The organism is Bacteroides caecigallinarum, from assembly GCF_021531075.1.
Lineage (GTDB): Bacteria > Bacteroidota > Bacteroidia > Bacteroidales > Bacteroidaceae > Phocaeicola > Phocaeicola caecigallinarum_B.
On record NZ_JADYTJ010000001.1, the window covers coordinates 1 to 24,632 of the forward strand.

A 24,632-nucleotide genomic window follows, 5' to 3' on the forward strand; every position below is an offset into this window, starting at 1 on the left:
CAGTTTGTTGATTCATGTGAAGTGATCTGAAAAGTAAATAAAGATATTCAGGTGACTATAGCACGAAGGTTCCACCTCTTCCCATTCCGAACAGAGAAGTTAAGCTTCGTCACGCCGATGGTACTGCGTACATGTGGGAGAGTAGGTAGTCGCCGTTTTAATAGAGAAAGATCCCCGAGGTAGAGATACTTCGGGGATTTTCGCGTTTATTGGGATTCAAAATTACAGGGCATTATATGTTTCTCGCACGATAATGTTCAAAACTACCCTTTATAAACGAATTACACCCCAAAAGCTTTTGGTTTAGCTTTTGGGGTGTAATTCGTCTTGAAAAGGTTTTTTTCTTTTTGTACTTAGAGTATTTATTTTTCTTTCTCAGTTTCTTCCTGGGCAAAAGCAGCTTCCTCTGCCTCGGAAATTATTTTCTCGTCATCACTATATGTCTTTTCAATAGAGTCGAATTTATATTCTTCTTCAATTATTGTATCTAGATTATTCTGTGTGTCATTGTGTACAGGTTTCTCTGCATTTTCTCTTTCATTTTTGGCTGCAAATATAGCATCAATGAATAACGAATCCTTTTTAATCATATTCATTGTGGTATGGGCAGCTTCCTGCTGTGACTCTTTCTTTGAATAACCTTTACCTATGCCTCCAGGAATGTTTTCAACAATAATTTGACTTTCAAAAATAGGATTCTGACTCTCGTCCAAACTTTGTCCTATTAGTCGGAACTCTATTTCAAATTTATTTTTCTGACTCCATTCTATTAATTTTGATTTGAAATTGACTTCTTTACGAGATATTTTGTCGAGATTTATATATTGGCCAATAATCCGTTTTTCCATGAACTTCTTACAAGCCCTGTATCCGCGGTCAAGATAAATTGCTCCTATAAGTGCTTCGAATGCGTTTCCACTCATATAGCTGTTGTGTGAAGATTGTTTGGAAGAATATTTTATAAGTTTATCCAGACCGATATTTATGGCAATATTGTTTAATGTCTCTCTTTGTACGATTTTCGATCTTGTATTTGTAAGAAAGCCTTCTCTTTTACCTTCAAATCTTTTATATACAATATCAGCTACTACAGCGTCCAGTATTGCATCTCCTAAAAACTCTAGTCGTTCATTGTTTATAAGCTTACCTTGAGTCTTTACAGATGATGATTTGTGAAGTAGGGCTTGTTTGTATATTTCAATGTTATGGGGATAAAACCCTAAAATCCTATAAAAACGAAAATAAGGCTCCTTTTCCTTTCGGAAAAAGAGTCTTATTCTATCTGTAATATTTGCTAACACAGTTTATTCAGTGTATTTTTTAACGATTACACAAGCATTGTGACCGCCAAAACCAAATGTATTACTCAATGCAGCACGTACTGTACGTTTTTGAGCTGTATTGAATGTAAAATTAAGGTTATAGTCGATATTTTCATCGTTGTCACCTTCTTCGTGGTTAATTGTTGGAGGTACAATGTCATTCTTAACAGACAAAACACTCGCAATGGCTTCTACACCACCAGTGGCTCCAAGCAAATGACCTGTCATAGACTTAGTAGAGCTAATGTTAAGTTTATAAGCATGTTCGCCGAAAACTTCTTTGATAGCTTTTACTTCAGAAACGTCTCCTACAGGAGTTGATGTTCCGTGAACATTGATGTAGTCGATGTCTTCCGGTTGCATTCCTGCATCTTCCAGTGCATTCATCATAACCAATTTAGCACCAAGTCCTTCAGGATGAGATGCAGTAAGATGATGTGCATCTGCAGAAGCACCAACACCGGCAAGTTCTGCATAAATCTTGGCTCCACGAGCTTTGGCATGTTCCAGTTCCTCAAGAATCAGAATACCTGCACCTTCTCCCATAACGAATCCGTCACGGCTTGCACTGAATGGACGTGAAGCGCGACTTGGATCATCATTGCGAGTAGAGAGTGCGTGCATTGCATTAAAACCACCAACACCAGCTGCGAAGATAGCTGCTTCAGCACCACCTGTTACTATTATATTAGCTTTGCCTAAGCGGATATAGTTGAAAGCGTCGGCAATGGCATTTGATGATGAAGCACATGCAGAAGTAGTAGTGAAGTTAGGTCCGTGGAAACCGTACATGATAGAAATCTGGCCGGATGCGATGTCGGCAATCATTTTTGGTATGAAGAAAGGACTGAATTTTGGTCCAATAGTATCTTTTGTCTGTTCGTATCCACCGACTTCCTCTTCGAAAGTACGGATACCACCGATACCAACACCCAAAATAACACCAACTTTGTTCAAGTCTTCTTTTTCTACATCAATAGCAGCATCTGTTACAGCTTCTTTGGCTGCAGCTACTGCGTATTGTGTATAGAGGTCCATCTTGCGAGCCTCTTTACGGTCCATATAATCTGCCGCATTGAAGTTTTTAACTTCACATGCAAACTGAGTCTTAAACTTTGAAGCATCAAAGTGAGTAATAGGTCCTGCCCCACTTACTCCATTGATAAGATTGTTCCAAAATTCTGGAACAGTATTACCCAATGGTGTTAATGCGCCAAGACCTGTTACTACTACTCTCTTTAATTCCATAAATTTTAGAGAATTAATTATTTGTTAGCTTCGATGTAAGAGATAGCGTCGCCTACAGTCTGGATCTTTTCTGCCTGATCATCTGGAATAGAGATACCGAATTCTTTTTCGAATTCCATGATCAATTCAACTGTATCCAAAGAGTCAGCACCTAGGTCGTTAGTAAAGCTAGCTGTTGCTACTACTTCTGATTCTTCTACACCTAATTTATCAACGATAATTTTCTGTACTTTTGATGCAATTTCAGACATAATTCTAAATTTTTAAGTTTATAAAATTGTTTTTTGATTAAATATTTGCTGCAAAGGAATAAATATTTCTTGTTTTCACCAAATATTCAGCGAAATAAATGCATTTTTTTGCACAAAAACATCTGTATTGTGCATAAAATAGCATGTAATTCTCGTAAAAATCGTTATTATTCTTTCCTAAGATTATAATTTCCTCTTATCTTTTCGAAATCCTCAGGATGGGCAATTAGTATATTGTAGTCATTCTTAGGATTGTAGCATGAAAGTATATTATCTTTTTTATCCGATGGCCCTAATGATTTTATGTTTTCTGGCAATGATGAATCTATATCTAAGTTAATTTGGAAAAAATCACATAATGATTTTAACGTCATCATTGTTGCATTATATTTCCCGTCAATTGAATATCCTGCAATATGTGGTGTGCCTATGTAGACTTTATTAAGTAGTTCAAGATTTATGTTTGGTTCGTTTTCCCATACGTCTATTATGGTTTCCGATACACAATTTTTTCTGATTGCATTTAGTATAGCGTTAGTATCAATGACTTCCCCTCTCGAAGTGTTGATAATGACTGGCTTTTTACGTAATGAATTGAAAAAATTATTATCAGCTAGGTGGAATGTTTTATATTTCCCTTCTTTAATAAGTGGGGTGTGGAAAGTGATAATATCGCATTCCCTCACTATCGTGTCAATATCTACAAAACCACTCTCACCACAGTCTTTTCTTGGAGGATCATTCAACAGAACATTCATCCCATATCTTTTTGCCAAAGACATTATTCTGGAACCGACATTGCCAACTCCGACTATGCCCATACAAATATTGTCTGTGTTTAATCCTTTCTCCTTCTTAAGCAAACTTATTACAGCATCTATATACTGTTCAACGGCTCCTGCATTGCAACCAGGACAGTTTTTCCATACTATTCCTGCCTGTTTGCAATAATCTGTATCTATATGGTCAAAGCCAATTGTTGCAGTCCCTATGAACTTTACGCTGCTACCTTCCAGTAGTTGTCTGTTGCATTGAGTCCTTGTTCTCGTTATAATTGCATCTGCGTCTTTTACATATTCTGCATTAATTTCATTTCCTGGCAGATATACGACATCTTCTGTAATTTTAGCCAGAGTTTCTCTTATATAGGGAATTTTGTTGTCAACAACTATTTTCATATTTTTATTCAGTCTAAAGGGCTTGCATGTCATTCAGCCTTTTGTAGTAACCGTTTTTCTTTAGTAATTCTTCATGTTTACCGCTTTCTACAATATTACCTTCATAAAGTACATATATTGTATCAGCATTTTTTATGGTTGATAATCTATGTGCAATAGCTATAGTGGTACGAGTTTTCATTAATCTTTCAAGTGCTTCCTGTACCAGTCTTTCGCTTTCTGTATCGAGTGCAGAGGTTGCTTCATCTAATATTAATATTGCAGGATTTTTTAAAATAGCTCTTGCTATTGATATCCTTTGACGCTGTCCTCCTGAAAGACGGCATCCTCTATCACCTATGTTGGTATTATAACCTTCTTCTGTCTCCATAATGAAATCGTGAGCATTTGCTATCTTTGCAGCTTCAATAACTTGTTCCATTGTAGCATTTTCTACTCCAAATGTAATATTGTTCAGGAATGTGTCGTTAAATAAGATTGCTTCCTGATTTACATTTCCTATTAGTGAACGTAAATCCTTAACTGCAAGATCTTTAACATCTATTCCGTCTATCATGACTTTTCCTTTTTGCACGTCATGGAAGCGTGGAATTAGGTCTACTAGGGTAGATTTTCCTGATCCGCTTTGTCCTACAAGAGCTATTGTCTCACCTTTCTTTATTTTAAGATTAATATCATGCAGAATTTCATTTTCTCCATAGCTGAATGATACGTTTTGGAATGTTATATCACTTTTAAGCTCATTGATATGTACAGCATTGCTTTTTTCGATAATATTGTTTTCTGCTTTTAGGATTTTGTCCACTCTTTCCATCGAAGCTAATCCTTTAGGAATGCTGTATCCTGCTTTGGAGAATTCCTTCAGAGGGTTTATAACACTATACAATATAACCATATAGAATATAAATGTCGGTGCATCTATTGATGATTTTTCTCCAAGTATCAGTGAACCTCCAAACCACAATACTATTACTATTAATATTGTACCAAGGAATTCACTCATAGGATGTGCTAAAGCTTGACGTGTCGCTACTTTGTTTGTTGCTTGTCTGAACTCATTGCTGCATTTATTAAAGCGGTTTATCATTTTTTCTTCTGCTACGAATGCTTTTATAATTCGCAAACCTCCAAGTGTTTCTTCAAGTTGTGACATCGTTTCGCTCCATTTGTCTTGAGCTTCCAACGATTTTCTTTTAAGTTTTCTTCCAACTTGTCCCATTACCCATCCCATTGTAGGCAGAACAAGTAGTGTGAATACTGTCAATTGCCAGCTTGTAATAAAGAGTGTAGCGAAGTATGATATAATAAGGATTGGATTCTTAAGTAACATATCCAGCGAACTGGTTATAGATGTCTCTATTTCTGTTACGTCACCGCTCATTCTTGCTATAATATCTCCTTTCCTTTCTGAAGAAAAGAAATTAAGTGGAAGGTACATTATTTTCGAGTATACCAGTGTCCTGATATCGCGTACTACTCCTGTACGTAGCGGAATCATTACAGCTGATGACCCGAAATAACATGCTGTTTTAAGTAATGTCATTCCTGCCAGAAATAATCCAAGCCACAATAGTGTGTTTGACGAACCATATATTTCTATTAATTGGGATACATAATAATAGAAGTTATTTACAGCCGCATCTTTTAAAGGTGCACTTCCCCATTCCATGAATGTGTATACTTTATCACCTCCATCTGTCTTGAATAAAATATTCAGTATTGGTATTAACAATGAGAATGAGAAAACATTGAAAATTGCAGATAGCACATTTAATATTACTGCCCATGCAACAAATCTTTTATACGGCGATACAAACCTTTTTAGTAAACTGAAAAATTCTTTCATCAATGTATTATTTGGTAAATTTTGATTTATCAATCTTTGTTATCTTCATCTTTGAACCATGAAGCATACATAAGATATCCGTTAGCTATCTTCTGGTTTAATTCTTTACTTTGTTCTGGATCTACTTTCTTTATGAATTTTGCAGGGACTCCACCCCAAAGAGTATGTGGCTCTATTTTTGTATTGGCCAATACCAAAGCACCTGCAGCAACAATAGCACCTTCACCTACTACTGCATTGTCCAATAAGGTAGATCCCATGCCTATAAGTGCATTGTCTTTTACGCATGCACCGTGTAATGTAACATTGTGCCCTATGGATACATCATTGCCAATTTCAATGACTGATTTTTCGTATAGTGTATGTAGTACTGTTCCGTCTTGGATATTTACTCTGTTGCCAATCCGAATAGAGTTTACATCACCTCTTAATACAGTATTGAACCAAATGCTACAGTCGTCTCCCATCACTACATCTCCTATTATTGTAGCATTGTCTGCAAGATAGCAGTTATTACCCATTTTGGGGGTGTAACCTCTTACTGATTTTATTAATGCCATATGATATAAATATAAAAAAAGATTATTGACAAAAGTGCGAATTAATTCTATTATCTTATATCTTACACCTTCATTTTCTGTATTTTTACCAAGTTATTTATCTATTTGTATTATATAAAACTGGATTATTAAATATTTTAATTTAAAAAAGTGCTTTTTATTTGGTAATTAAATAATATGTTTTTATATTTGCACAGAAGTTAATAAAGATATTTGTTTAATATTTAAAATAACCCGTATCTCTTTAATCGTTTTTTAATTTGGATTTTAAGAAAATAATTCTATTCTAAGAAAAAAATCACATTCACTTGTTTTTCATTCATTCTAGAAAACGTTGCCCGTTGATGGGCAGCGTTTTTTGTTTGTATCTGTTATCCCTATATTATTTTGTTTGTGTATATCCTTCAGACTTTAACAGCTCGATAATTTTTTGTTTGAAATCTCCTTGTATAATAATTTCCCCATTCTTGGCAGAACCTCCAACTCCACATTTGGTTTTAAGGATTTTCCCAAGTTCCTTAAGGTCATCATCACAGCCTGTAAATCCGGTTATTAACGTTACGGTTTTTCCTCCTCTTCCTTTTTTTTCTATTGAAACTCTGAGTTTTTGGTCTTTCTTATCAGGAGTTACACATTCTTCCTCTGTTTCCTCTGTTTGATATTTAAAATCTGGATTTGTGGAATACACAATGTTAAGTCTCTCTTTCCAATCATTATTTTTCATATTCTGGTAATATTTAATTTCAATCAAAGATATAAACTTTTTCTTTATTATGTGTGCGTTTACAAATAAATAGACTAATTTTGCAATTAACAGTATAGTTTTATTTATGTCATGACAGCGCCAGTTCGAAAAATATCGGATAATGTACCGGAACCTACACTTCGTCGTCTGCCTTGGTATTTGTCTTGTGCAAAACTGATGAGAAACCAAGGGGAAAAGTATGTATCATCTACACAGATTTCCAGACAGATAAATATTGATGCTTCACAAGTAGCAAAAGACTTATCGTATGTAGCTGTTTCAGGACGTACACGTGTTGGATATGATATTGATTGTCTTATTGGTGTGCTCGAAGATTTTCTTGGATTTACCAATATGCATAAGGCATATTTGTTTGGTGTTGGTAGTCTTGGTGCTGCTTTGCTTCAGGATACAGGTCTTTCTCATTTCGGTCTTGAAATAGTGGGCGCATTCGATGTAGATCCTAAAAAGGTGGGTACTAATATTGCCGGAATACCGGTCTACCACACCGATGAGTTTCCGGAAATAATAAAAAAATCTAATGTAAATATTGGAATCCTTACAGTGCCAATCAGTATTGCTCAGACCATTACTGATTATATGATAGGCGAGGGTATAAAGGCGGTATGGAATTTTACACCGTTCAGAATACGTGTACCCGGAGATATTGTGGTGCAGAATACGTCGCTGTATGCACATCTGGCTGTTATGTTCAATCGTTTGAATGAAGAATTAAAATAACCGATATACATATATGAAGATTATAGCAACAGGGATGAACTATTCCCTTCACTGCAAGGAACTTCATGCCGATGAAGCCTTGCCACAGGAACCGGTAATTTTTATGAAACCGGATTCTGCATTACTTAAGGACAGCAAACCTTTTTTTATTCCGGATTTTTCGAAACAGACAGACTACGAGACAGAACTGGTAGTACGTATCAACAGACTGGGGAAGAATATCTCCGAGCGTTTTGCACATCGTTATTATGATGCTGTGACAGTAGGTATTGATTTTACAGCTCGTGATTTGCAGAAAAAATTCCGTTCGGAGGGAAAACCCTGGGAACTGTGTAAAGGCTTCGACAGTTCTGCCGCTATCGGTGATTGGGTAAGTATCGATAGGTTTAATGATATACAGGATATACACTTTCGTCTTGACATTGACGGTAAAACCGTACAGACCGGTCATACCCGCGATATGCTTTTCGGAGTGGACAGGATAATAGCCTATGTCAGTCAGTTCTGTACACTGAAAATAGGAGATTTGCTGTTTACCGGTACTCCGGCAGGAGTAGGGCCGGTGAGTATAGATAATCATTTGGAGGGATATCTTGAAAATGAAAAAGTTCTGGATTTTTATATACGATGAAGATAAGAGTAGGATTTGGTTATGATGTACACCGTCTGGTACCCGAAAGGGAGCTTTGGCTTGGTGGAATAAAGTGGGAACACGAACTTGGATTGTTGGGGCATTCTGATGCCGACGTACTGATACATGCCATATGCGACGCCCTTCTGGGAGCAGCCAACATGCGTGATATAGGTTATCATTTCCCGGATAATGCAGGTGAATTTAAGGATATAGACAGTAAGATATTACTGGCACGTACGGTAAAACTGATAGAGGAAAAAGGTTACACTATAGGTAATATTGATGCTACTGTCTGTGCAGAACGCCCGAAGCTAAAGGCCGGAATCCCGGAAATGCAGAAGGTGTTGGCCCGAGTCATGGGAATAGATGTGGATGATGTTTCGATAAAGGCTACAACAACAGAAAAACTGGGATTTACCGGACGTGAAGAAGGTATTTCCGCCTATGCTACAGTTCTGATTGAAAAAACTTAGTTTTATTTTTTTGTATTGTTCATCCCCTGTTCAGAATATAAAGAGCAGAGGATGAACTTTTCTTATCGGATGTTACGACGCAAATATAATTATAGAATTAATCCCAGTGTGAGCATTATTCCAAATATAAGCATATTCCTTGATGTCTCGCCAAGAATAAGATTCAGCGCTTTTCCTTTATTTATTTTAGCCATTTTTATACTGGTCATGATGTGCAATATCAGGTAAAACTGCGGAAGTAAGGCTGCATATATTTTCCCTATAGTTATGAAATAGAAACAAAGCCAGCATGCCACAAGGCCAAGCAGAAAGTATAGAATAATACCGGCTTTGGCTCCTAATCTTACTACTATTGTTTTTTTACCGCTGATAGCATCTTGCTCTCTGTCTCTGAAATTATTTATCATCAACAGGGTGTCTGTAATGAGTCCGCATGCCAGAGAAGCAATAGTGACCGAAGTATTCCATTCGTGTGACATAATATAATAAGTAAATCCTACAGGGATAAATCCAAAGAATACCAATACGAGTACATCACCCCATCCGTGGTAAGCAAGGGGGTAAGGCCCGGCTGTATATAGAAAAGCAAATACTATGCATGCCACACCTATCGGAATTAATTCCAGCCCACCAAAAAACAATAATGACAGGCCGGTTATACCTGCCAATATTGTAGTTATGCATATTCCTGTTTTCATTCCTTTGGGCGAAATCCACCCCTGTGAACAAGCGCGTTCAGGACCGAGACGGTCTTCGCGGTCAGTCCCTTTTATAAAATCAAAAAGATCATTTATGAAATTGGCATTGATTTGCATAAGAAATGCAAAAACGAAACATAATATAGCAGGAGTCAGTTTGAAGTGTCCGTAAATATAAGCCAATGCGCAACCGATCATAACCGGAATTGCGGCTCCGGTAAGTGTTTTTGGGCGCGATGCCAGAATCCATGCTTTTATTGAATTGGTCTTGACTGTCATAATCTTTTTCTAAAACTTGATACAAAATTAGTATATAAAATGCTATTTTTGCTTATGGAACTGTGAAAAACTTTTTTTATTATAATAAGTAATGGTCCGGGAACATCCCGCAGGGATATAAGACTTTTTACTCCAGGTGAGGTTGTTCTCATTATCCTTGAAACGGCTGAATGATATGTTGTGCCAAGTGATTACTTTTTTACAGAAAATTATACATATGAAATATTAACTTGCTATTTTTGCATACTGAAAAATACCTATATGTCAAAAAATGGAAAAATGTTTTTGGTTTAAAATGAATTCGTATTTACGTTATTTATCTGTATTGTTTTTCTTTTGTCTGTGTACTACTCATACCTTATATTCGCAAAATATGACAAGTCTTATATATACAGAAGATACATCTTTTGTTTCAAACGAAGTTCGCGAACTCAGATTACGTTTTCGTAATATGAATTTTTTTCGTGACAACGAATATAAAGGAAGTCTGGTGAAAGGATATACATTGCCCGGATTATGGATTTTACCTTCCGTGTCATATCAGCCACTCAGGACATTAAAGATTGAAGCCGGAGCATATATGCTAAGGTATTGGGGAGAAAGTAAATATCCCAATACTCATTATGTAAATCTTCCGGAATACGAAACAGCAGGTAATGGCGTTCAGAGTTCGTTTCATGCCGTGCCTTTCTTCCGTGTACATTATGCTCCTCTTCCCGGAGTTTCATTGGTGCTTGGAAATATTTATGGCAGGAATAATCATGGTCTTATTGAGCCTCTTTACAATAAGGAAATGGTTATGACATCAGATCCGGAATCAGGGGTTCAGTTTCTTTGGAATACACGTCATTTGAATTTGGATATGTGGGTCAATTGGGAAAGTTTCATTTTTCAGGAAGACAGTAGACAGGAAGAATTCACTTTTGGCGTATCTTCTCGTATAAAGACTAACTCACTTTTGTCAGAAAACAATAATTTTCATTGTTATATCCCTCTTCAAATACTATTTAAACATCAGGGAGGTGAGATAAACACTACAGCTTCTGAAAGAAGTGTAAAAACATGGATTAATGCAGCTGCGGGCATAGGGCTGGATGTGAAGATGCCTTTCCGATATTTAAGAAAAATGAATATAGAAGTTGATGCTGCATATTATGCTCAGCAAAAGGGTAGTACATTCCCTTTTGATAAAGGTTATGGCTTGTATGGCAGGTTACTGGCAGATATAGGTGATTTTGATATCAAGGCCGGCTATTGGCAGTGTCATAACTTTGTATCACTTATGGGAGATCCTTTGTTCGGTTCAATATCAATGTCCGGTAAGAATCTTGTATACAATAATCCTAAAACGGCCTTTTTAAGCTTGGAGTATTCACATTCTATAGGAAAAGGTTTCGCTTTGGGAGTTCATGCAGATGTCTATAATACATTTAAGTGCGATGTAAGTCAATACGCCACAAATGTAGAGACACATGACAGTAAAACTTACATTCCTAATTCCGTGAGCTTTATTGCCGGAATATATTTGAAAACAGACTTCGGATTCCTGTTGAAGCGTTTCTAAGCCCCTTATTTATCTTTGGTAATGCTTTTTGATATTGCATCAATTACCTTTTCTGATGTATTTATTATATTGCGGGCATGAACGTCGGCCAAAGTTGGGTCTGTGCTTTTGTTCTTATGTTCATCCAGCCATTGTAGAGACGGTATCGCACTTTTGGCTTCTATCATGATAAATGTTGGAAGCATTTTATGGGCAATACTGCATATCGTAATTGTATCTTTTTCTTCTATTGCGATTTTTAGTTTGTTTATGTTCTTTTCTGTTTCATCCACAAAAGTCGACAATATGTTTTTTGCTGCTTCTTCATCATCAATCGAGAATTCTGTTAAACGTAAGAAATTAAAATCTTCTTCATCGTTTTTGTTTTTCACCTTTTCTTCAGCAGCTTGTTCTGTATTAATAGCTATATCTTGCATGTTTCCTAATCCTGTAGATAGAGCTTCATATAAGTCTGTACGACTGAATGGTTTGCGTAAAACAGCCGCAAACCCACGTCTTACAAATTCTTTATCCTCCGGGACGGCACGTGCCGTTATTGCAACAATAGGGATGGACTTGGCTTGTTCACATGACAGTTCGCGTATCGACTCCAGAAGTTTGAAACCGTCTAAAGCAGGCATCTGTATATCTGTGAATAAAATATCGTACTTTTCTTCTTTGATTTTTGCGAAAACCTCGTCCGGATGTTGACAACATGTTATAGACTCTATAGCATTGCTGTTTATACTAAGTAGCATGTCATGGGTGAGTTGCATCTGTATTCTGTCATCGTCAATTATTAGAATACGTATCTTTTTTAAAGAAACAGCATTATTCTCTTTTAGTTCATCATTAGGTATATTTTCTTTTGCGTGAACAAAAGAAGGAAGAGGAATTTTAACCTCAAACGTGCTTCCTTTTCCCGGGGTGCTGTATACGTTTATCTTGCCGTTTTGTAGTTCTGTAAGTTTTTTGGTTATGGACAGTCCAAGTCCGAATCCTTCCTGGCCTTGTGCTCCCGGGAGTCGTGTGAATTCAATGAATATTTTTTTTAATTCTGCATCAGTCATGCCGCAGCCGGTATCGCTCACTGAGAACGTGAATAAGTTGCCTACATACGATGCTGTTAGTGAAATACCGCCTTCCGAAGTGAATTTTAATGCATTTGATATTAAATTTTCTACAATTTGGCGTATACGGAATGGGTCACCCTCCAATGTTACGTTGTCGGAAAATTCCGGTATGTATTTTAATGTGAGTCCCTTCTGGTTTGCCAGTGGAAGAAAACTGTTGTATATGTCTTCCAGCAGTCTGTACGGTCTGAAGGCTACTGGATTAAGATCCATTTTTCCTGCTTCCAGACGGTGATAATCCAGCAATGAAGTAACCAGTGCCAAAAGATGTTGTGCAGAGTTCTTCATATTTGCCAGATAAAAGATTTGTCTCTTGTCTGTAATGAGTCTTTCCAGAAGGTCGGTATATCCAATGATAGAACCTGCCGGAGCTTTTATGTCATGAGTAATTGTGAGCATGAGCTTTTCGCGTGCCCTTAAAAGATTTTCCGCATAGTCTCGTGCTTTTTCAAGTTCTTTACGGTAATGGTTACTACGTGTCAGGTCACGCCATATAATGGTAAAGAATACCAGAACCAATATTATCCCGGCTACAGATATTCCGGCAATGGCCAGAGCTGCATCTCTTCGTATGGACTGTTCGTGATACATACGTGCGGCAAGTGCCTTTTGTTCGTCTTCTTCAATGCTTTCAAGCAATTGATTTACACGTCTGCTTAAGTGTGTTCCCGCTATCTTCAGCCGGTTTACCCTGTAGCTGAGTGTACGAAGCTCCTCCTGACGTGTCTGAAAAACCTTGTCCTGTATTCCTGACAGCATTGAAGCGATAGTATCTATCGGACTGAATACCTGGTCTATAGTGTCGGTAAAAACTTCCTCCACAATATTGCTTACCTCAGTGGAATCGGCTTTCCCGGGAGAGAAAACATCTGCCAGTCGTTTGAAAAAACTTTTTGGCTCATGCTTTATGGTGTAGGTGTTGTGGTGTGTCACTACTCTGCGTCTCACATGACTCTCTGTAATTAATGAATCATGCTCATGAAGCAGACTGTCCAGTTGTTTGCGATATATCATGTCGGTAGGTGTGGTACTCATAGCTTCCATAACTGCCAGCATGTTGCGTTCCTTGTCGCGGAGCAACATGTTTACAGTATCTATACGCGCTTGCTGGATTGTGTCTGTAAGCTGGCTTCTTAGTGTGTCCAATGACAGATGCACCTTTTTCATAGCCTTTGTGTAAAGCCAGATTTCATCAGTACTTCCTATACGGAGTGCTTGTCCTATTACTTCAGTCTCATATAACCGGCTGATAATGTTGTGTGTCGTACGGCGCCTGTTGTATATGCTTTCTTCGAGTCCCGTGGCTTGTGTGAGAAGGCTCATTTGCTTGTATACATAGCCTATGGCTCCAAATAACAATATAATCAGTACAATGTAGCCGAAAGCCAGTTTTGTCTTGGTTGAAAACATATCAATATCGCTTTTAATGAATTAATTATGTTGTATCAAATCACGCGTCTTGCTTCTGAACCTTAGCCAGTACATAATGCCGGCACTGGTTAACCCGAAAGGGAATGCCATCCACACTCCAATGAGTCCACCATCCAGTACGAAACCGAAAAGATACCCGGCAGGTAATGAAATCACAAAATATGCAATAAATGCGTAAAGCAACATAGGCTTAACATCTGCTATACCTCTAAGGGAGTTTGCAAAGTTTATTTGAAGTGCATCTCCAAACTGGTATAGTAGAAATGGATATATTACTCCGGCAACCATCCGGCTTACTTCTTCGCTGTCTGTGAACCATCCTCCTATGTAGTTTCTCAACAGGAATATGGGTATTCCTGTTATAATCAGCATGACCAGTATTATGTGAAAACCATGATATGCGGTACGACGCACATTCTGCATATCATCCTGACCGTGGAAATTACTTATTCTTACAGATACGGCAGCTCCCATTCCGTAATACATCATGAAGCATACTTGAGAAACAGCCATCATAATCTGATATGATGCCAGTTCCATACTACCTAACCATCCTATCATGATTGCACTTAAACTGAATGATGCAGTTTCCATACCCATTTGTCCTGCTATCGGCCATCCCAATTTGTTCAGATGAATAAATTCGGTCTTGTTTACTTTTCCTTTATTGAACCCAAGTTTAAATTCTTTGTATCTGTCTGTCATGAAGAATAACACAGCAAAAGCTATTACCATGAGTATTCTTGATATAAGAGTGGAGATACCCGCACCTGACAATCCCAATTCCGGGAACCCTAATTTACCATATATAAGAATGTAATTGCCGATAATATTGAGTATATTCCCACTTAACAATATCCACATAGATACTTTTGTATCGGTTATTCCATCGGCAAACTGTTTGAAACCGTTGAACCACAGAATGAATGGTATTGAGGCAAGCAGGATGAGAAAATACGGACGGATATAAGGGATAAGCTCTACGGGCTGTCCCATATACGGTATGGCTGCATAAACTCCTGCCATTACAGCACATACTAGAACTGCCAGCAATGAATTTGCTGCGAGACTGTTTTTAAGTGCACGACCTACGTCGTTATACATGCCACGTCCAAACATACTTCCTACAATGGGAGTAAGTCCGTATGAAAATCCGGTGCTGAAAATTATGGCCAGATTGAACATATTGTTTACAAAACTGGCAGCAGCCAGTTCTGTTGTACTATGATGTCCAATCATTAAAGTATCAGCAAATCCCAATATTATTACTCCTATCTGGCCTATCACTATCGGGATTCCAAGTGACAGTAGTGTACGGTAATGTTGTTTCATTCTTTACTGTCGGATGATTTTTGGTAATACAGAATATTGCAATTCTGTTTTATAAAAGTCCTCTTAGATGCTTCTGCTATTTGTTCTGATGAAACTGAACGATATTTTTGTACTTCATTATTAATGTCTTCAGCTTTACCTATCAGTTCGAAAAAAGCCATATTTGTAGCTACAGACAGATAATTTATATTACTGAAAATCTGTTCACTTTCATATCTGTTCTTTACTTTTTCCAGTTCTGTATTTCCTGTTTTTTCATGTTTTAACCTTTCCAGCTCATTCCATACTTCTTCTTCTGCCTGTTCCAGAGTGATACCTTCGTATGGTTTTCCTGTTATGTGGAAAAGCCCACTGTCTATACTGCCGGATATGTATGCATCAATAGAGCTGAATATCTTTTTCTCGAGTACCAGTCTTTGGATGAAACGCGAAGAACGTCCGTTGCAAAGAATATCAGATATTATATCAAAAGTATGATAATCTTTTTCTTTTCGTCCGCATATGTGGAAAGCCATATATAGAGTATCCACAGGTACATCCCTGTATACTGTCATTCTGCGTTCTTCTGTCTGCAGTTCTTCCTTAGGCAGGTTTCGTGTCTTGATTTTTCTTGAAGGTATACTGCCAAACCACTTCTCTGCCAGTCGTTTGGTTTCCTCAAATGAAATGTTCCCGCTAACCGCCAGTATTGCATTGTTTGGAGCATAGAAACTGTAGAAGAATTCTTTCACTTCATCCAGTGTGGCATTTGTGATATGGCTTATTTCCTTTCCAATAGTAGGCCACCGGTAAGGATGTGTTTTATAAGCCATGTCCCTAAGTATGTGCGATACATCGCCATAAGGCTGGTTCAGGTTTCTTTGTTTGAATTCTTCTGTTACTACATTCTTCTGAATTTCGAGACTTTTTTCATTGAAATCAAGAGACAGCATCCTGTCACTTTCAAGCCAGAACCCGATTTCTGCATTATTGTATGGTAGTGTGATATAATAATTTGTTATATCATTGTTTGTCCATGCATTATTTTCTCCGCCGGCATTTTGTACAGGAGTATCATAGTCCGGTATATTTATCGAGCCTCCAAACATGAGGTGCTCAAACAGGTGAGCAAATCCTGTATGTTCGGGATGTTCATCTCTGGCTCCTACATCATAGAGCACATTCAGGGCCACCATCTGAGTTGTAGTGTCCTCGTTGTGCACTATGCGTAACCCATTATCGAGTATATGACGGTTTACGTTTATCATGGTATTTATTCAATTACTTCAGCCTTAAGTATTCTGATGTCTATTTTAGGACGGTCTGCACGGTTTGTTCCCACTTGTTCTATTTTCTCTACTACATCCATACCTTCTGTCACTTCTCCAAATACAGTGTATGCTCCGTCAAGGTGAGGTGCTCCTCCTATGGTGGTATAAGCTTGCTTTTGTTCTTTAGTATATTTCAGTGCCGGCTCTTTCTCTACAATGTTGCGAGCCTGGTATTCAAGCGAGTCTTGAAGTTCCAGCAATCCTTCTGTATCTCCGGCCTTACGCATTTTGTAAATTTCTTTCATATGCTTGCGTGCCAGATTGTTGAACACTTCTTCCAGACGTGCTTCGTTCATATGGTTTTCCATATTTATCATCTGTGCTTCGCTGAATTTTCTTCCTGTTACTATATAGAACTGACATCCTGAAGATGCTCTTTCAGGATTTACCTCGTCGCCTTGTCTGGCTGCTGCCAAAGCACCTTTTTTGTGGAAAAGGTTTTTATTGAATTCTGCCGGTATAGTATAACCCACGTCGCCGCTTCCTAAAGTTGTAGTGTCTGTAGCATTTTTGCTTAACGGATCACCTGCTTGTATCATAAAATTTTTTATTACACGGTGAAACAAAGTGCTGTCGTATGCTCCTTCTTTTACCAGTTTGATGAAATTTTCTTTATGTTTTGGAGTTTCATCATATAGTTTCACTGTAATGTTGCCCATTGTTGTTTCAAGGCGGACTAATGTTTCGTTTACTTTTTCCATATTTGTCTTTTTTTCTGATTTACTGTTTCCCGTACAAGCCATCAGGCATATGGCCATAATTATAAAAACAAAAGTTTTTTTCATGATTGAATAATCAATTAGTTGTTAATACTCAAACTCTCTGAATGATATGCCCGTTTATTAGAAAGGATAACCTATTGCAAAATGCAGTCCCATTCCATCCTTGAAACGTGGTATATTGTAATATCCCTTTTTCCCGGTGTCATATGGCACATGAAGGGCTATACCCAAGTCCAGACGCAGAACCAAAAAATCAAGATCATAACGTATACCGGCTCCTGTACCGAGAGCTATGCTGTCGAAAAAGCGATTGAACGTAAATTGTGCATTAGGTCGTGCCGGATCATCTCTTAGCAACCATACATTGCCGGCATCCAGAAAAACAGCCCCATTCAGGTTTCCGCCTGCAAATTTAGACAATAATCTGAAACGATACTCCATATTTGCTTCAAGTTTTATGTCTCCGGTCTGGTCTACATATGAATACGTATTGCTGGCCGAAGGCTGATAGCGTCCGGGACCTATCGAACGTATGGTGAATGCACGTATACTGTTTGCTCCTCCCACATAAAACTGTTCGGTATATGGTGCAATGGTTTTGTTTCCATATGACCATATTATTCCTCCCATAGCCCTAAAAGCCAGTTGGTGCATGTCATTGAACCATACCGTATTTCTTATTTCGGAAGAGTATTTAAGAAATTGTGCAAAAGGAGTTCCCAATAATTTCTTGTCTTTTTCTGTAAATTTCTGTCCTAATGCAGCATATATCAGTGATGTTATATTTCCGGCACTGGTAAGTGAATTTTCCCACCACACACGGTTCTTTCTTTTGCGGTATGAGTTATCGAATGTCACCGTATATGACTGTGATGGAATAAACTGGTCATTCAAACTATAGAATAACATAGGATTTTGAGCTGCAATCTGATTGAATTCCTCTGTTCTGTTCTGTAGTGTATTGAATGCAAGGTTTAGAGGTGTGACAGAATGTTTCATACTTCTTTTAGGCTGAAAACTATATGAAACTGTTCCTCCAAACGACAGCATCTTGAAATATCTTGCACGGTTTATTTGTTCGGCATATAGTTTGAAGTTTGTGTTTGAAGGGAAACGGAATGGGTCAATTCTGTCCTTAAGCCACGGTAATACAATACGTGGAAACTCAAGTGAAAGAGCAGCTCCCAACTCATATGAATTCATTACCGAACTACGTCCGTCTACTGTAGAACTTGTTTGCCATTCGTATGAACCTTTCAATTCAAGGTTTAACGAAGCTCCCATACGCATGAAGTTATTTCTGGAAAGATTGAATTTGGCTCCCGGGCCAGTCTGCTTTGTATCTTTTGTAGTCAGGTTAAACTCAAGTTCACTGTCGTATGGCAGATCGAACATTGAGTTTACCTTGATATCAAGCGTGTCGGAACCATTTCGTGGAGTGTATTGGAACTCATTGAACTTGAACACACCAAGTCTGGCCAAAGCTTCCTGTGTATAGTTTTGTCTTGTAAGAGAATAGGTTTCACCACTTCGGTAAAGAAATCTTTTTCTTAAGACACCATATTTTAGTTCCGGCTTTTTGCCAAAATAATTCACTTTAAAATCTCTGGCACAGATTGAATCTTCCGGCTGCTCACCGTTATAGCCAATTAAGTTAACTTCAGTTTTACCTATGATATATTGTTTTTTTGCTTCATCAGGTATATTGTTTCCGGGAACTATTTTTAGGGTTACATAGCCCGGTCGTATAAGTGTATCGGCAAGAAACGAAATATATTCACCACGGAAAAAGTAGTAACCGTTGTCCTTGAAGAGCGATACCAGTCTTTCACGTTCTTCGTTCAGTTTTGTCACGTTGAAATTTTCATTGCTGTGTATCAGCCTTTCATCGAGATGTTTTCTTATTATATTGTCTGCATGTTCAGGAAATCCTTCGTATGTCACCGTATCTATCAGATACGGTTGTCCCATTTTGATGTCATAGCTTATTTTTATTGCGCGTGGGTTTCGTGTACTGTCCACAGAGTAAGTTACGTCACCATTGAAGTATCCATAATCTTTCAGCAGGTTTGACGCTATTTTTACTCTGGTATCAGGATTGACAGACGATAGTGTCACAGGCTTTGCTGCCAGTTTCCTGAAGATCCATTTACCAAGTCCCTTTTCATATTTCTGAAAACTATTGTATATCCATAATCCTACAGGAAGTGGAATTCTGTATTTTGCACTTCCCAGGAAAGAGTTGTTTGGCGCTACACTTACAGCAGCTGTCACCTCGTCTATAGTCTTCTTTCCATGTTCTTTGGTATCTATATCTTCAATATTAATTTTTTTGATACCTGTATATAAAATTTCTTCCTCAGGAAGATTCCTGGTCGTTGAACAAGAGGCTGAAATAATGACAGCAGCCACCAGCAATGGTATTATATGAATTTTCATCTCTATCTGATTAATAATTTTAAAAAAGTTGCAATATAAGATTTGCTTAAGACTACAGTTCTTCTTTCTTTTTCTTCCTTTGGAATATAAACAAATCCTTTATTCTGCTTACTTTTTTCTTAAGCACTATACCTGCCCCGGTCTCTGTTACTTCACCTTCCAGTACATTGGCATATTTCTTGTCGTGGAAGAGTTTTACATATCTGGTTCCACTGTTGTCCAGTCTGTATTCAAGAGAAATATTGTCTATAAATGACTCATCCCTTACAGCTGCATTACCTGTTGAAATTTTACCTCCTATAACTACACGTACGCGGTTGTTCCAGAATCGTTTTGCAAATTGGAAATTATAGTCTGTTCGCGTATCTCCGGTTTCAGTAGCATTCGTCGACTCCATCCCCACACTCAGGTCGATAGTCTTCAGTGCGTTTCCGGCTATACTGTTTATCTGACCTTGCAAATAAGAGTTCAGTGCACTGTTTGCATCCAACTTGGCTGTCGAACTGTCTGAAATATACATTCCTGTCACCAGCATGGTTACTGCAGCCTTATTCTTTTGTGATGCAGACATTGCAGCCAGTTCGTTTTGCATAGAACCGTCTTCAGGTGCATCTATAGTAAATGCAAATCCTAAATCGTTCAGTCTGTTGGTGATGCTTACACCTACATCGAAACTAACCATTCTTGGATTCTGATTCTCTTGGGTTACTGATGCTCTGGTTCTTTCGTATGCCTGAATGTTCAGTCGCGGATCCATTACATTTCCTGTCCATTCAATAAAACTGCCTTCACGAATCCGGAAAGTTTTCAATGGAATGACAGGCATTTCATATTTCATTTCTCCACTCATTAGAGAATATCTGCCGTTCAATAGCATATTGCCGTCAGGTGTATATTGAAATGCCAGATCTCCTCCACCTTCAACCTGCATATAGTTCGTTCCACTTTCGTTAATATCTACCCGGCATTGTACAGCCTGGTCTATATGCAGATTTACAAGCATGTCTATACCTCCCGGTTTTACATTTTGCAATGGCTTTCTTCCGGCAGCAGCCGTATCAGAGAAGTTTACAAATGTGACGGTTTCTGCCAGTCTGTCCTCCACGGTCAGTGGTGATTCGCGCAAAACATATGTGAAATCACTACTACCCAGAATATTTGCATTACCTTTCACCGATATGGCATCAGGAGTACCTTTTATTGAAGTATTCAGGTCAATATACATTTTCCCGTAAACCATAGAAGTCCTGTTCTTTTTAGAATTGAAGACTTCGAAGTTACGAGCCGTCATTTTAAGGTCCATGTACATATTTTCCATATCGGCAAAGTCTATACTACCGTCTATGATATATGGATTCTTTCCTCTTGAGTATATACTGTACTTGTCAAACATCAGTTTGTTGTCTGTCACAGTTACAGGCTTGTTCCCGAAACGGAGACTTACCGAAGCCATAGGTACAAACACATTTACACTGTCCGTCGTCAGACTACCGTTAATGACCGGTGATGCTGATGCTCCATTTATATGAAAATCAGCATTTGCATAACCATACAGCTTTGCCATATCTTCCGGAACAAAGGCACCTGCCAATATTAATGGAAAACGCTGTAGTGTCAAATGTGCATTTATATTATCTTTACTGTCCTCATTCTCTGCCGCCCTGTATTTTCCTGCAATTTCAGCCAGCGTACTGCCATTACGTGTTACATATCCGTCCACATTGTGTGTTCCGTTTTCAGCAGGTAGATATACAGCACTCATAGTCCAGTCTCCTAAAGGTTTGCCGCCGTATTCCAGGGCATCTATTGCAGTTTCCAATGCTGTCATAAACGATTTCTCATCATGTTGTACATAATGGGCTTCGGCATTTATAATACCTTTTATCGGTGGCATGTATGGAATGATACGTTTAAATTCGCCAATGTCAAGTTTATTGACAGACATTGTTATATCCTGCAGCACTGTCGAGTCAGGAACAGAAAAGATGTGCAGTCCGGTTCCGTTATTGTCCCACAGCCGCATATTGGCATGAATTGTAAAATCGGCGGAGCCAATTTTCCCTTTATCCTCTAGGAATATATAATTGTCTTCGTTCAGTTTGAATTCTCTGTACACAAGTACAGGCTTTTCCGGCAGTAAATGCAGGCTTATTCCATTTTCCCTGAGTACAGCCTGCATTCCTATAAGTGCTCCCGTTTCACGTTTTTCATTATCGTATTTGGCAATAATACCGGCACTGTTCCTGAAAATTCCTCCATCAAATGATATGTCAAAAGCTTCTTGTCTTTTAGTCTTGTTGGCTTTTATTCCACCGGCAAGGATAATGCCGGCAGTATCTTGCGATATGTCGAATCTGATGGTATCCAGCTGCAGACTGTCTGTATGCAACCCATACATATATGCTTTACTGTTTATTCCTTCAGTAGGAGAAGTCCCGAATGAAACATACAGTTTTTCGAAACCGATATTTCTCATCTCAAGTGTATTGGCCAGAGGATTGTCATCACCGGCAAAAATCCTGAATGTGGTTTCGGGTAACATCCTGCGTATTGTATCAAGATTCATTTCACGGCTTTTCCATTGTTTTTCAGCCATGTCTGCTATTTTGGTAAATCTTTCAGAAATCAGGTCTATTCCTCCGGTTGTCCTTAAAAGCATAGTCATATCACCTGAATTGATATAGCTCCTCAGTGAATCTTCTGTCATGTTGACGCCCAAATTCAGATCTTTTGTGGCAAATGTCTTCTTTGGTGTTATCAGTTTTATATTATCTATTTTTATTCTGGCACTGTGTCTCCTGTTTAAATCAGTATCGGCATCAATGTTTATTGTTTGTGCGGCTTTAAGTGGTTGTGCCGAAACTCCCATAGCATACAGGTCAAGCCTTTTTATATCAGTAATCATGTTTGCTGCAATCTTTTTTGTCGAGATATTTGCATTCAGTTTTACAGAGGCTTCTGCCAGATTATCGTTTATGTTTATCAGGGTGTTTATATTATTATTCTTCAGACTCGCATTCATATTTATACCGGAAAGTATGTATTTGGCATATTCCAGGTTGGAAACATTAAGATTCATTTCCATTTCACACTCCGGCGACATGAAATCAAAACCTTTTCCTTTTGCTTCTACAGATGTACTTACCCTGAACAGTGAGTCCTCCGGCATGAAGTTATGAATATTGATGTCATTTACGTCAATAGCGGCGAAGTATGTTTCATGTTTTGGTATAAATCCGGCTTTCAGTTCCATAGTTCCTTCGCCTTGCATCATTTTCATAAAAGACATAATACTGTCATTTCTTAAGACGGCAGTTCCGCTCAATGTCATGTCCGGCGGAATAACTGTTGTTCCCAGGAATGATTTTGCGAATTTCATATCCGGGAAACCGGCTTCCATGTTTATGCGGGCACACATCTTTGTGCTGTCTGTTATATCGTTGGCATACCCGTCGGCAATAAATCTGATATGCCCCGGTATTTCTGCACTTACAGTTGTAACCTTCAAGGCATCAAGGCTTCCGTCTATTCCTGCTCGCAACTGTAACGGTGAAGAAGGAAAATCCTTTTTGAATTGAGAAATTGGCGAAGCCAAATCCTCCGGCATACCGGTGACAAACCTGAAAATGTCATTTTTCCCGATGTCGGCCATGAGTCTGGCAGAAATACTTCCGTCATTCCCCACGGGGATTTGTCCATCTATCAGCCTGCCGATACTGAATCCTGCATCAGCCTGCAGCGATATGTACGAATCTGTGGTCCTCAGTTCAAAGTCCGACACCTTCATCCGGCTGTCGTTCATATCAATTTTTCCTCGTGCGGACAATATTTCCATTGGCTTCGCCGACTTGTCAGTACCGCAGTGCTCTTTCATTCTTAAATCAGTAATATCTGCTTTGATGGTGTTTCCACAGTAATATACAGAATCTATTCCAATGTTTATGCCGGAAATGGAAAGAAACGACGGACCGGATCCTTCTACAGGTTTTGTATTTCCTGTGATATATTCTGCTTCCGAACCGTTGACTGACAGCTTACGTAATGAGTATGCTTCCTTGTGCAGATCTATTGTTCCTTCTGTGAGTAAAGCCGATTTAAGTTTTACCCCAATATTCATGCTGTCCGGAGGCATTTCCATATGTACAGCTACATTGTCTATATTGGCTTTTTCCAGCATTATCTTCCAGTATAGCGGTTTGCCGGCTGTGGTATCTGCAGCAGTCGTATCTGCCAGGCATATGTCAAGGTTAGTATCTTTTAGTCTAAGTTCATTTATAATTGCTGTCTCCGGGTCTAAATCAACTCCATGCGATTCCAGATACAGCTCTCCGATTGAGCCTTTCAGCTTTAGTCCTTCAATCATGTTCATAGTATTCAGACTTATATTTTTCAGCCTGAAAGCATCTATCTCTATCTGTTTTCTGAACAGAGGCTTCATTTGTATTTTGAGTGTGATTTGCCCAGCATTCAAGAGTGTGTCACCTTTATCTAATGCAGAAACATTGTGTATGTTGAGATTGATAGGGAAAGAAAGTGTTATCTTACCTACACTTATATCCATACCTGTAGCGTCAGAAGCAATTGAAGTCGCTTTTTTAACTGCAAAGTTCTGAATTGGAGGTATATATATTAATATTGATATTATAATAAACAGGGCAAAAGGAATGGATATTATTATTCCAAGCCATTTAAAAATTTTCTTCATATCTAGTGTTACTTTATGCATGCGAATATACTAAAAAAATAA

18 protein-coding genes, 1 rRNA gene and 1 pseudogene are annotated in these 24,632 nt (G+C 38.2%); 6 read left to right on the forward strand and 14 right to left on the reverse strand.

Annotated elements, in window-relative coordinates; translation table 11 throughout:
* The first annotated feature begins 47 nt into the window (after positions 1-47).
* Positions 48-158 (forward strand): 5S ribosomal RNA (rrf, locus tag I6E11_RS00005).
* Between the two features lie 204 nt (positions 159-362).
* Here rrf and rnc read toward each other — a convergent pair.
* The 7 genes from rnc to I6E11_RS00040 all read right to left on the reverse strand — a co-directional run bounded on the left by rnc (position 363) and on the right by I6E11_RS00040 (position 7,129).
* Positions 363-1,301 carry a ribonuclease III gene (gene rnc, locus I6E11_RS00010; protein WP_235335816.1) on the reverse strand — a complete coding sequence of 313 codons (939 nt, stop codon included), beginning with the start codon at positions 1,299-1,301 and terminating at the stop codon, positions 363-365.
* A gap of 3 nt (positions 1,302-1,304) precedes the next feature.
* Complete coding sequence (fabF, locus tag I6E11_RS00015) at positions 1,305-2,570, reverse strand: beta-ketoacyl-ACP synthase II (RefSeq protein ID WP_235335817.1); 1,266 nt, start codon at positions 2,568-2,570, stop codon at positions 1,305-1,307.
* A gap of 17 nt (positions 2,571-2,587) precedes the next feature.
* The gene (locus tag I6E11_RS00020) at positions 2,588-2,821 is read right to left on the reverse strand and encodes an acyl carrier protein (protein WP_235335818.1); all 234 of its coding nucleotides are present in this window, start codon (positions 2,819-2,821) and stop codon (positions 2,588-2,590) included.
* 167 nt (positions 2,822-2,988) lie between these two features.
* A complete protein-coding gene (pdxB, locus tag I6E11_RS00025) occupies positions 2,989-3,999 on the reverse strand; it encodes a 4-phosphoerythronate dehydrogenase PdxB (protein ID WP_235335819.1) in 1,011 nt (336 codons plus the stop codon).
* A 13-nt stretch (positions 4,000-4,012) separates the two neighbouring features.
* The gene (locus I6E11_RS00030) at positions 4,013-5,845 is read right to left on the reverse strand and encodes an ABC transporter ATP-binding protein (protein WP_235335820.1); all 1,833 of its coding nucleotides are present in this window, start codon (positions 5,843-5,845) and stop codon (positions 4,013-4,015) included.
* 29 nt (positions 5,846-5,874) lie between these two features.
* Positions 5,875-6,405, reverse strand: coding sequence for a gamma carbonic anhydrase family protein (locus tag I6E11_RS00035; RefSeq protein WP_235335821.1), 531 nt, complete (start codon positions 6,403-6,405; stop codon positions 5,875-5,877).
* 382 nt (positions 6,406-6,787) lie between these two features.
* Complete coding sequence (locus I6E11_RS00040) at positions 6,788-7,129, reverse strand: translation initiation factor (protein WP_235335822.1); 342 nt, start codon at positions 7,127-7,129, stop codon at positions 6,788-6,790.
* 111 nt (positions 7,130-7,240) lie between these two features.
* On the opposite strand from I6E11_RS00040, the gene I6E11_RS00045 reads away from it, so the two are divergent.
* From I6E11_RS00045 to ispF, 3 genes are read left to right on the forward strand one after another with little or no spacing between them, the layout of a single operon-like run.
* Complete coding sequence (locus tag I6E11_RS00045; protein WP_235335823.1) at positions 7,241-7,891, forward strand: redox-sensing transcriptional repressor Rex; 651 nt, start codon at positions 7,241-7,243, stop codon at positions 7,889-7,891.
* Between the two features lie 13 nt (positions 7,892-7,904).
* Positions 7,905-8,522 carry a fumarylacetoacetate hydrolase family protein gene (locus I6E11_RS00050; protein WP_235335824.1) on the forward strand — a complete coding sequence of 206 codons (618 nt, stop codon included), beginning with the start codon at positions 7,905-7,907 and terminating at the stop codon, positions 8,520-8,522.
* Positions 8,519-8,998 carry a 2-C-methyl-D-erythritol 2,4-cyclodiphosphate synthase gene (ispF, locus tag I6E11_RS00055; RefSeq protein ID WP_235335825.1) on the forward strand — a complete coding sequence of 160 codons (480 nt, stop codon included), beginning with the start codon at positions 8,519-8,521 and terminating at the stop codon, positions 8,996-8,998. Before I6E11_RS00050 ends, ispF begins: the two co-directional genes overlap by 4 nt.
* Before the next feature lie 89 nt (positions 8,999-9,087).
* Here ispF and I6E11_RS00060 read toward each other — a convergent pair whose 3' ends face one another.
* Positions 9,088-9,975, reverse strand: a complete 888-nt coding sequence (locus tag I6E11_RS00060; RefSeq protein WP_262911632.1) for a 1,4-dihydroxy-2-naphthoate polyprenyltransferase — start codon at positions 9,973-9,975, stop codon at positions 9,088-9,090.
* A gap of 78 nt (positions 9,976-10,053) precedes the next feature.
* Between I6E11_RS00060 and I6E11_RS00065 the strand changes: the two are divergent.
* A pseudogene (locus I6E11_RS00065) lies at positions 10,054-10,149 on the forward strand (metallophosphoesterase); the annotation flags it as partial.
* Positions 10,150-10,348: 199 nt separating this feature from the next.
* Positions 10,349-11,539 carry an LpxZ family protein gene (locus tag I6E11_RS00070; RefSeq protein WP_235335826.1) on the forward strand — a complete coding sequence of 397 codons (1,191 nt, stop codon included), beginning with the start codon at positions 10,349-10,351 and terminating at the stop codon, positions 11,537-11,539.
* Between the two features lie 5 nt (positions 11,540-11,544).
* On the opposite strand, the gene I6E11_RS00075 is transcribed toward I6E11_RS00070, so the two are convergent.
* From I6E11_RS00075 to I6E11_RS00100, 6 genes are all read right to left on the reverse strand, one after another.
* The gene (locus I6E11_RS00075; protein WP_235335827.1) at positions 11,545-14,061 is read right to left on the reverse strand and encodes a hybrid sensor histidine kinase/response regulator; all 2,517 of its coding nucleotides are present in this window, start codon (positions 14,059-14,061) and stop codon (positions 11,545-11,547) included.
* Positions 14,062-14,082: 21 nt separating this feature from the next.
* Entirely contained in the window at positions 14,083-15,414 is a 1,332-nt protein-coding gene (locus tag I6E11_RS00080) for an MATE family efflux transporter (RefSeq protein ID WP_235335828.1), read from the reverse strand.
* The gene (locus tag I6E11_RS00085) at positions 15,411-16,661 is read right to left on the reverse strand and encodes a M16 family metallopeptidase (RefSeq protein ID WP_235335829.1); all 1,251 of its coding nucleotides are present in this window, start codon (positions 16,659-16,661) and stop codon (positions 15,411-15,413) included. Before I6E11_RS00085 ends, I6E11_RS00080 begins: the two co-directional genes overlap by 4 nt.
* Before the next feature lie 5 nt (positions 16,662-16,666).
* Positions 16,667-17,467, reverse strand: coding sequence for a peptidylprolyl isomerase (locus tag I6E11_RS00090; protein ID WP_235335943.1), 801 nt, complete (start codon positions 17,465-17,467; stop codon positions 16,667-16,669).
* 99 nt (positions 17,468-17,566) lie between these two features.
* The gene (tamL, locus tag I6E11_RS00095) at positions 17,567-19,885 is read right to left on the reverse strand and encodes a translocation and assembly module lipoprotein TamL (protein ID WP_235335830.1); all 2,319 of its coding nucleotides are present in this window, start codon (positions 19,883-19,885) and stop codon (positions 17,567-17,569) included.
* A 52-nt stretch (positions 19,886-19,937) separates the two neighbouring features.
* On the reverse strand, positions 19,938-24,590 hold the full coding sequence (locus I6E11_RS00100; protein WP_235335831.1) for a translocation/assembly module TamB domain-containing protein: 4,653 nt from the start codon (positions 24,588-24,590) through the stop codon (positions 19,938-19,940).
* Positions 24,591-24,632 lie beyond the last annotated feature (42 nt).

Coding starts and splice junctions, on each gene's coding strand:
- fabF (WP_235335817.1), bottom strand. CDS start 2,570: ATGGAATTAAAGAGAGTAGTAGTAACAGGTCTTGGCGCATTAACACCA.
- I6E11_RS00020 (WP_235335818.1), bottom strand. CDS start 2,821: ATGTCTGAAATTGCATCAAAAGTACAGAAAATTATCGTTGATAAATTA.
- pdxB (WP_235335819.1), bottom strand. CDS start 3,999: ATGAAAATAGTTGTTGACAACAAAATTCCCTATATAAGAGAAACTCTG.
- I6E11_RS00030 (WP_235335820.1), bottom strand. CDS start 5,845: ATGAAAGAATTTTTCAGTTTACTAAAAAGGTTTGTATCGCCGTATAAA.
- I6E11_RS00035 (WP_235335821.1), bottom strand. CDS start 6,405: ATGGCATTAATAAAATCAGTAAGAGGTTACACCCCCAAAATGGGTAAT.
- I6E11_RS00040 (WP_235335822.1), bottom strand. CDS start 7,129: ATGAAAAATAATGATTGGAAAGAGAGACTTAACATTGTGTATTCCACA.
- I6E11_RS00045 (WP_235335823.1), top strand. CDS start 7,241: ATGACAGCGCCAGTTCGAAAAATATCGGATAATGTACCGGAACCTACA.
- I6E11_RS00050 (WP_235335824.1), top strand. CDS start 7,905: ATGAAGATTATAGCAACAGGGATGAACTATTCCCTTCACTGCAAGGAA.
- ispF (WP_235335825.1), top strand. CDS start 8,519: ATGAAGATAAGAGTAGGATTTGGTTATGATGTACACCGTCTGGTACCC.
- I6E11_RS00060 (WP_262911632.1), bottom strand. CDS start 9,975: ATGACAGTCAAGACCAATTCAATAAAAGCATGGATTCTGGCATCGCGC.
- I6E11_RS00070 (WP_235335826.1), top strand. CDS start 10,349: ATGACAAGTCTTATATATACAGAAGATACATCTTTTGTTTCAAACGAA.
- I6E11_RS00075 (WP_235335827.1), bottom strand. CDS start 14,061: ATGTTTTCAACCAAGACAAAACTGGCTTTCGGCTACATTGTACTGATT.
- I6E11_RS00080 (WP_235335828.1), bottom strand. CDS start 15,414: ATGAAACAACATTACCGTACACTACTGTCACTTGGAATCCCGATAGTG.
- I6E11_RS00085 (WP_235335829.1), bottom strand. CDS start 16,661: ATGATAAACGTAAACCGTCATATACTCGATAATGGGTTACGCATAGTG.
- I6E11_RS00090 (WP_235335943.1), bottom strand. CDS start 17,467: ATGGCTTGTACGGGAAACAGTAAATCAGAAAAAAAGACAAATATGGAA.
- tamL (WP_235335830.1), bottom strand. CDS start 19,885: ATGAAAATTCATATAATACCATTGCTGGTGGCTGCTGTCATTATTTCA.
- I6E11_RS00100 (WP_235335831.1), bottom strand. CDS start 24,590: ATGAAGAAAATTTTTAAATGGCTTGGAATAATAATATCCATTCCTTTT.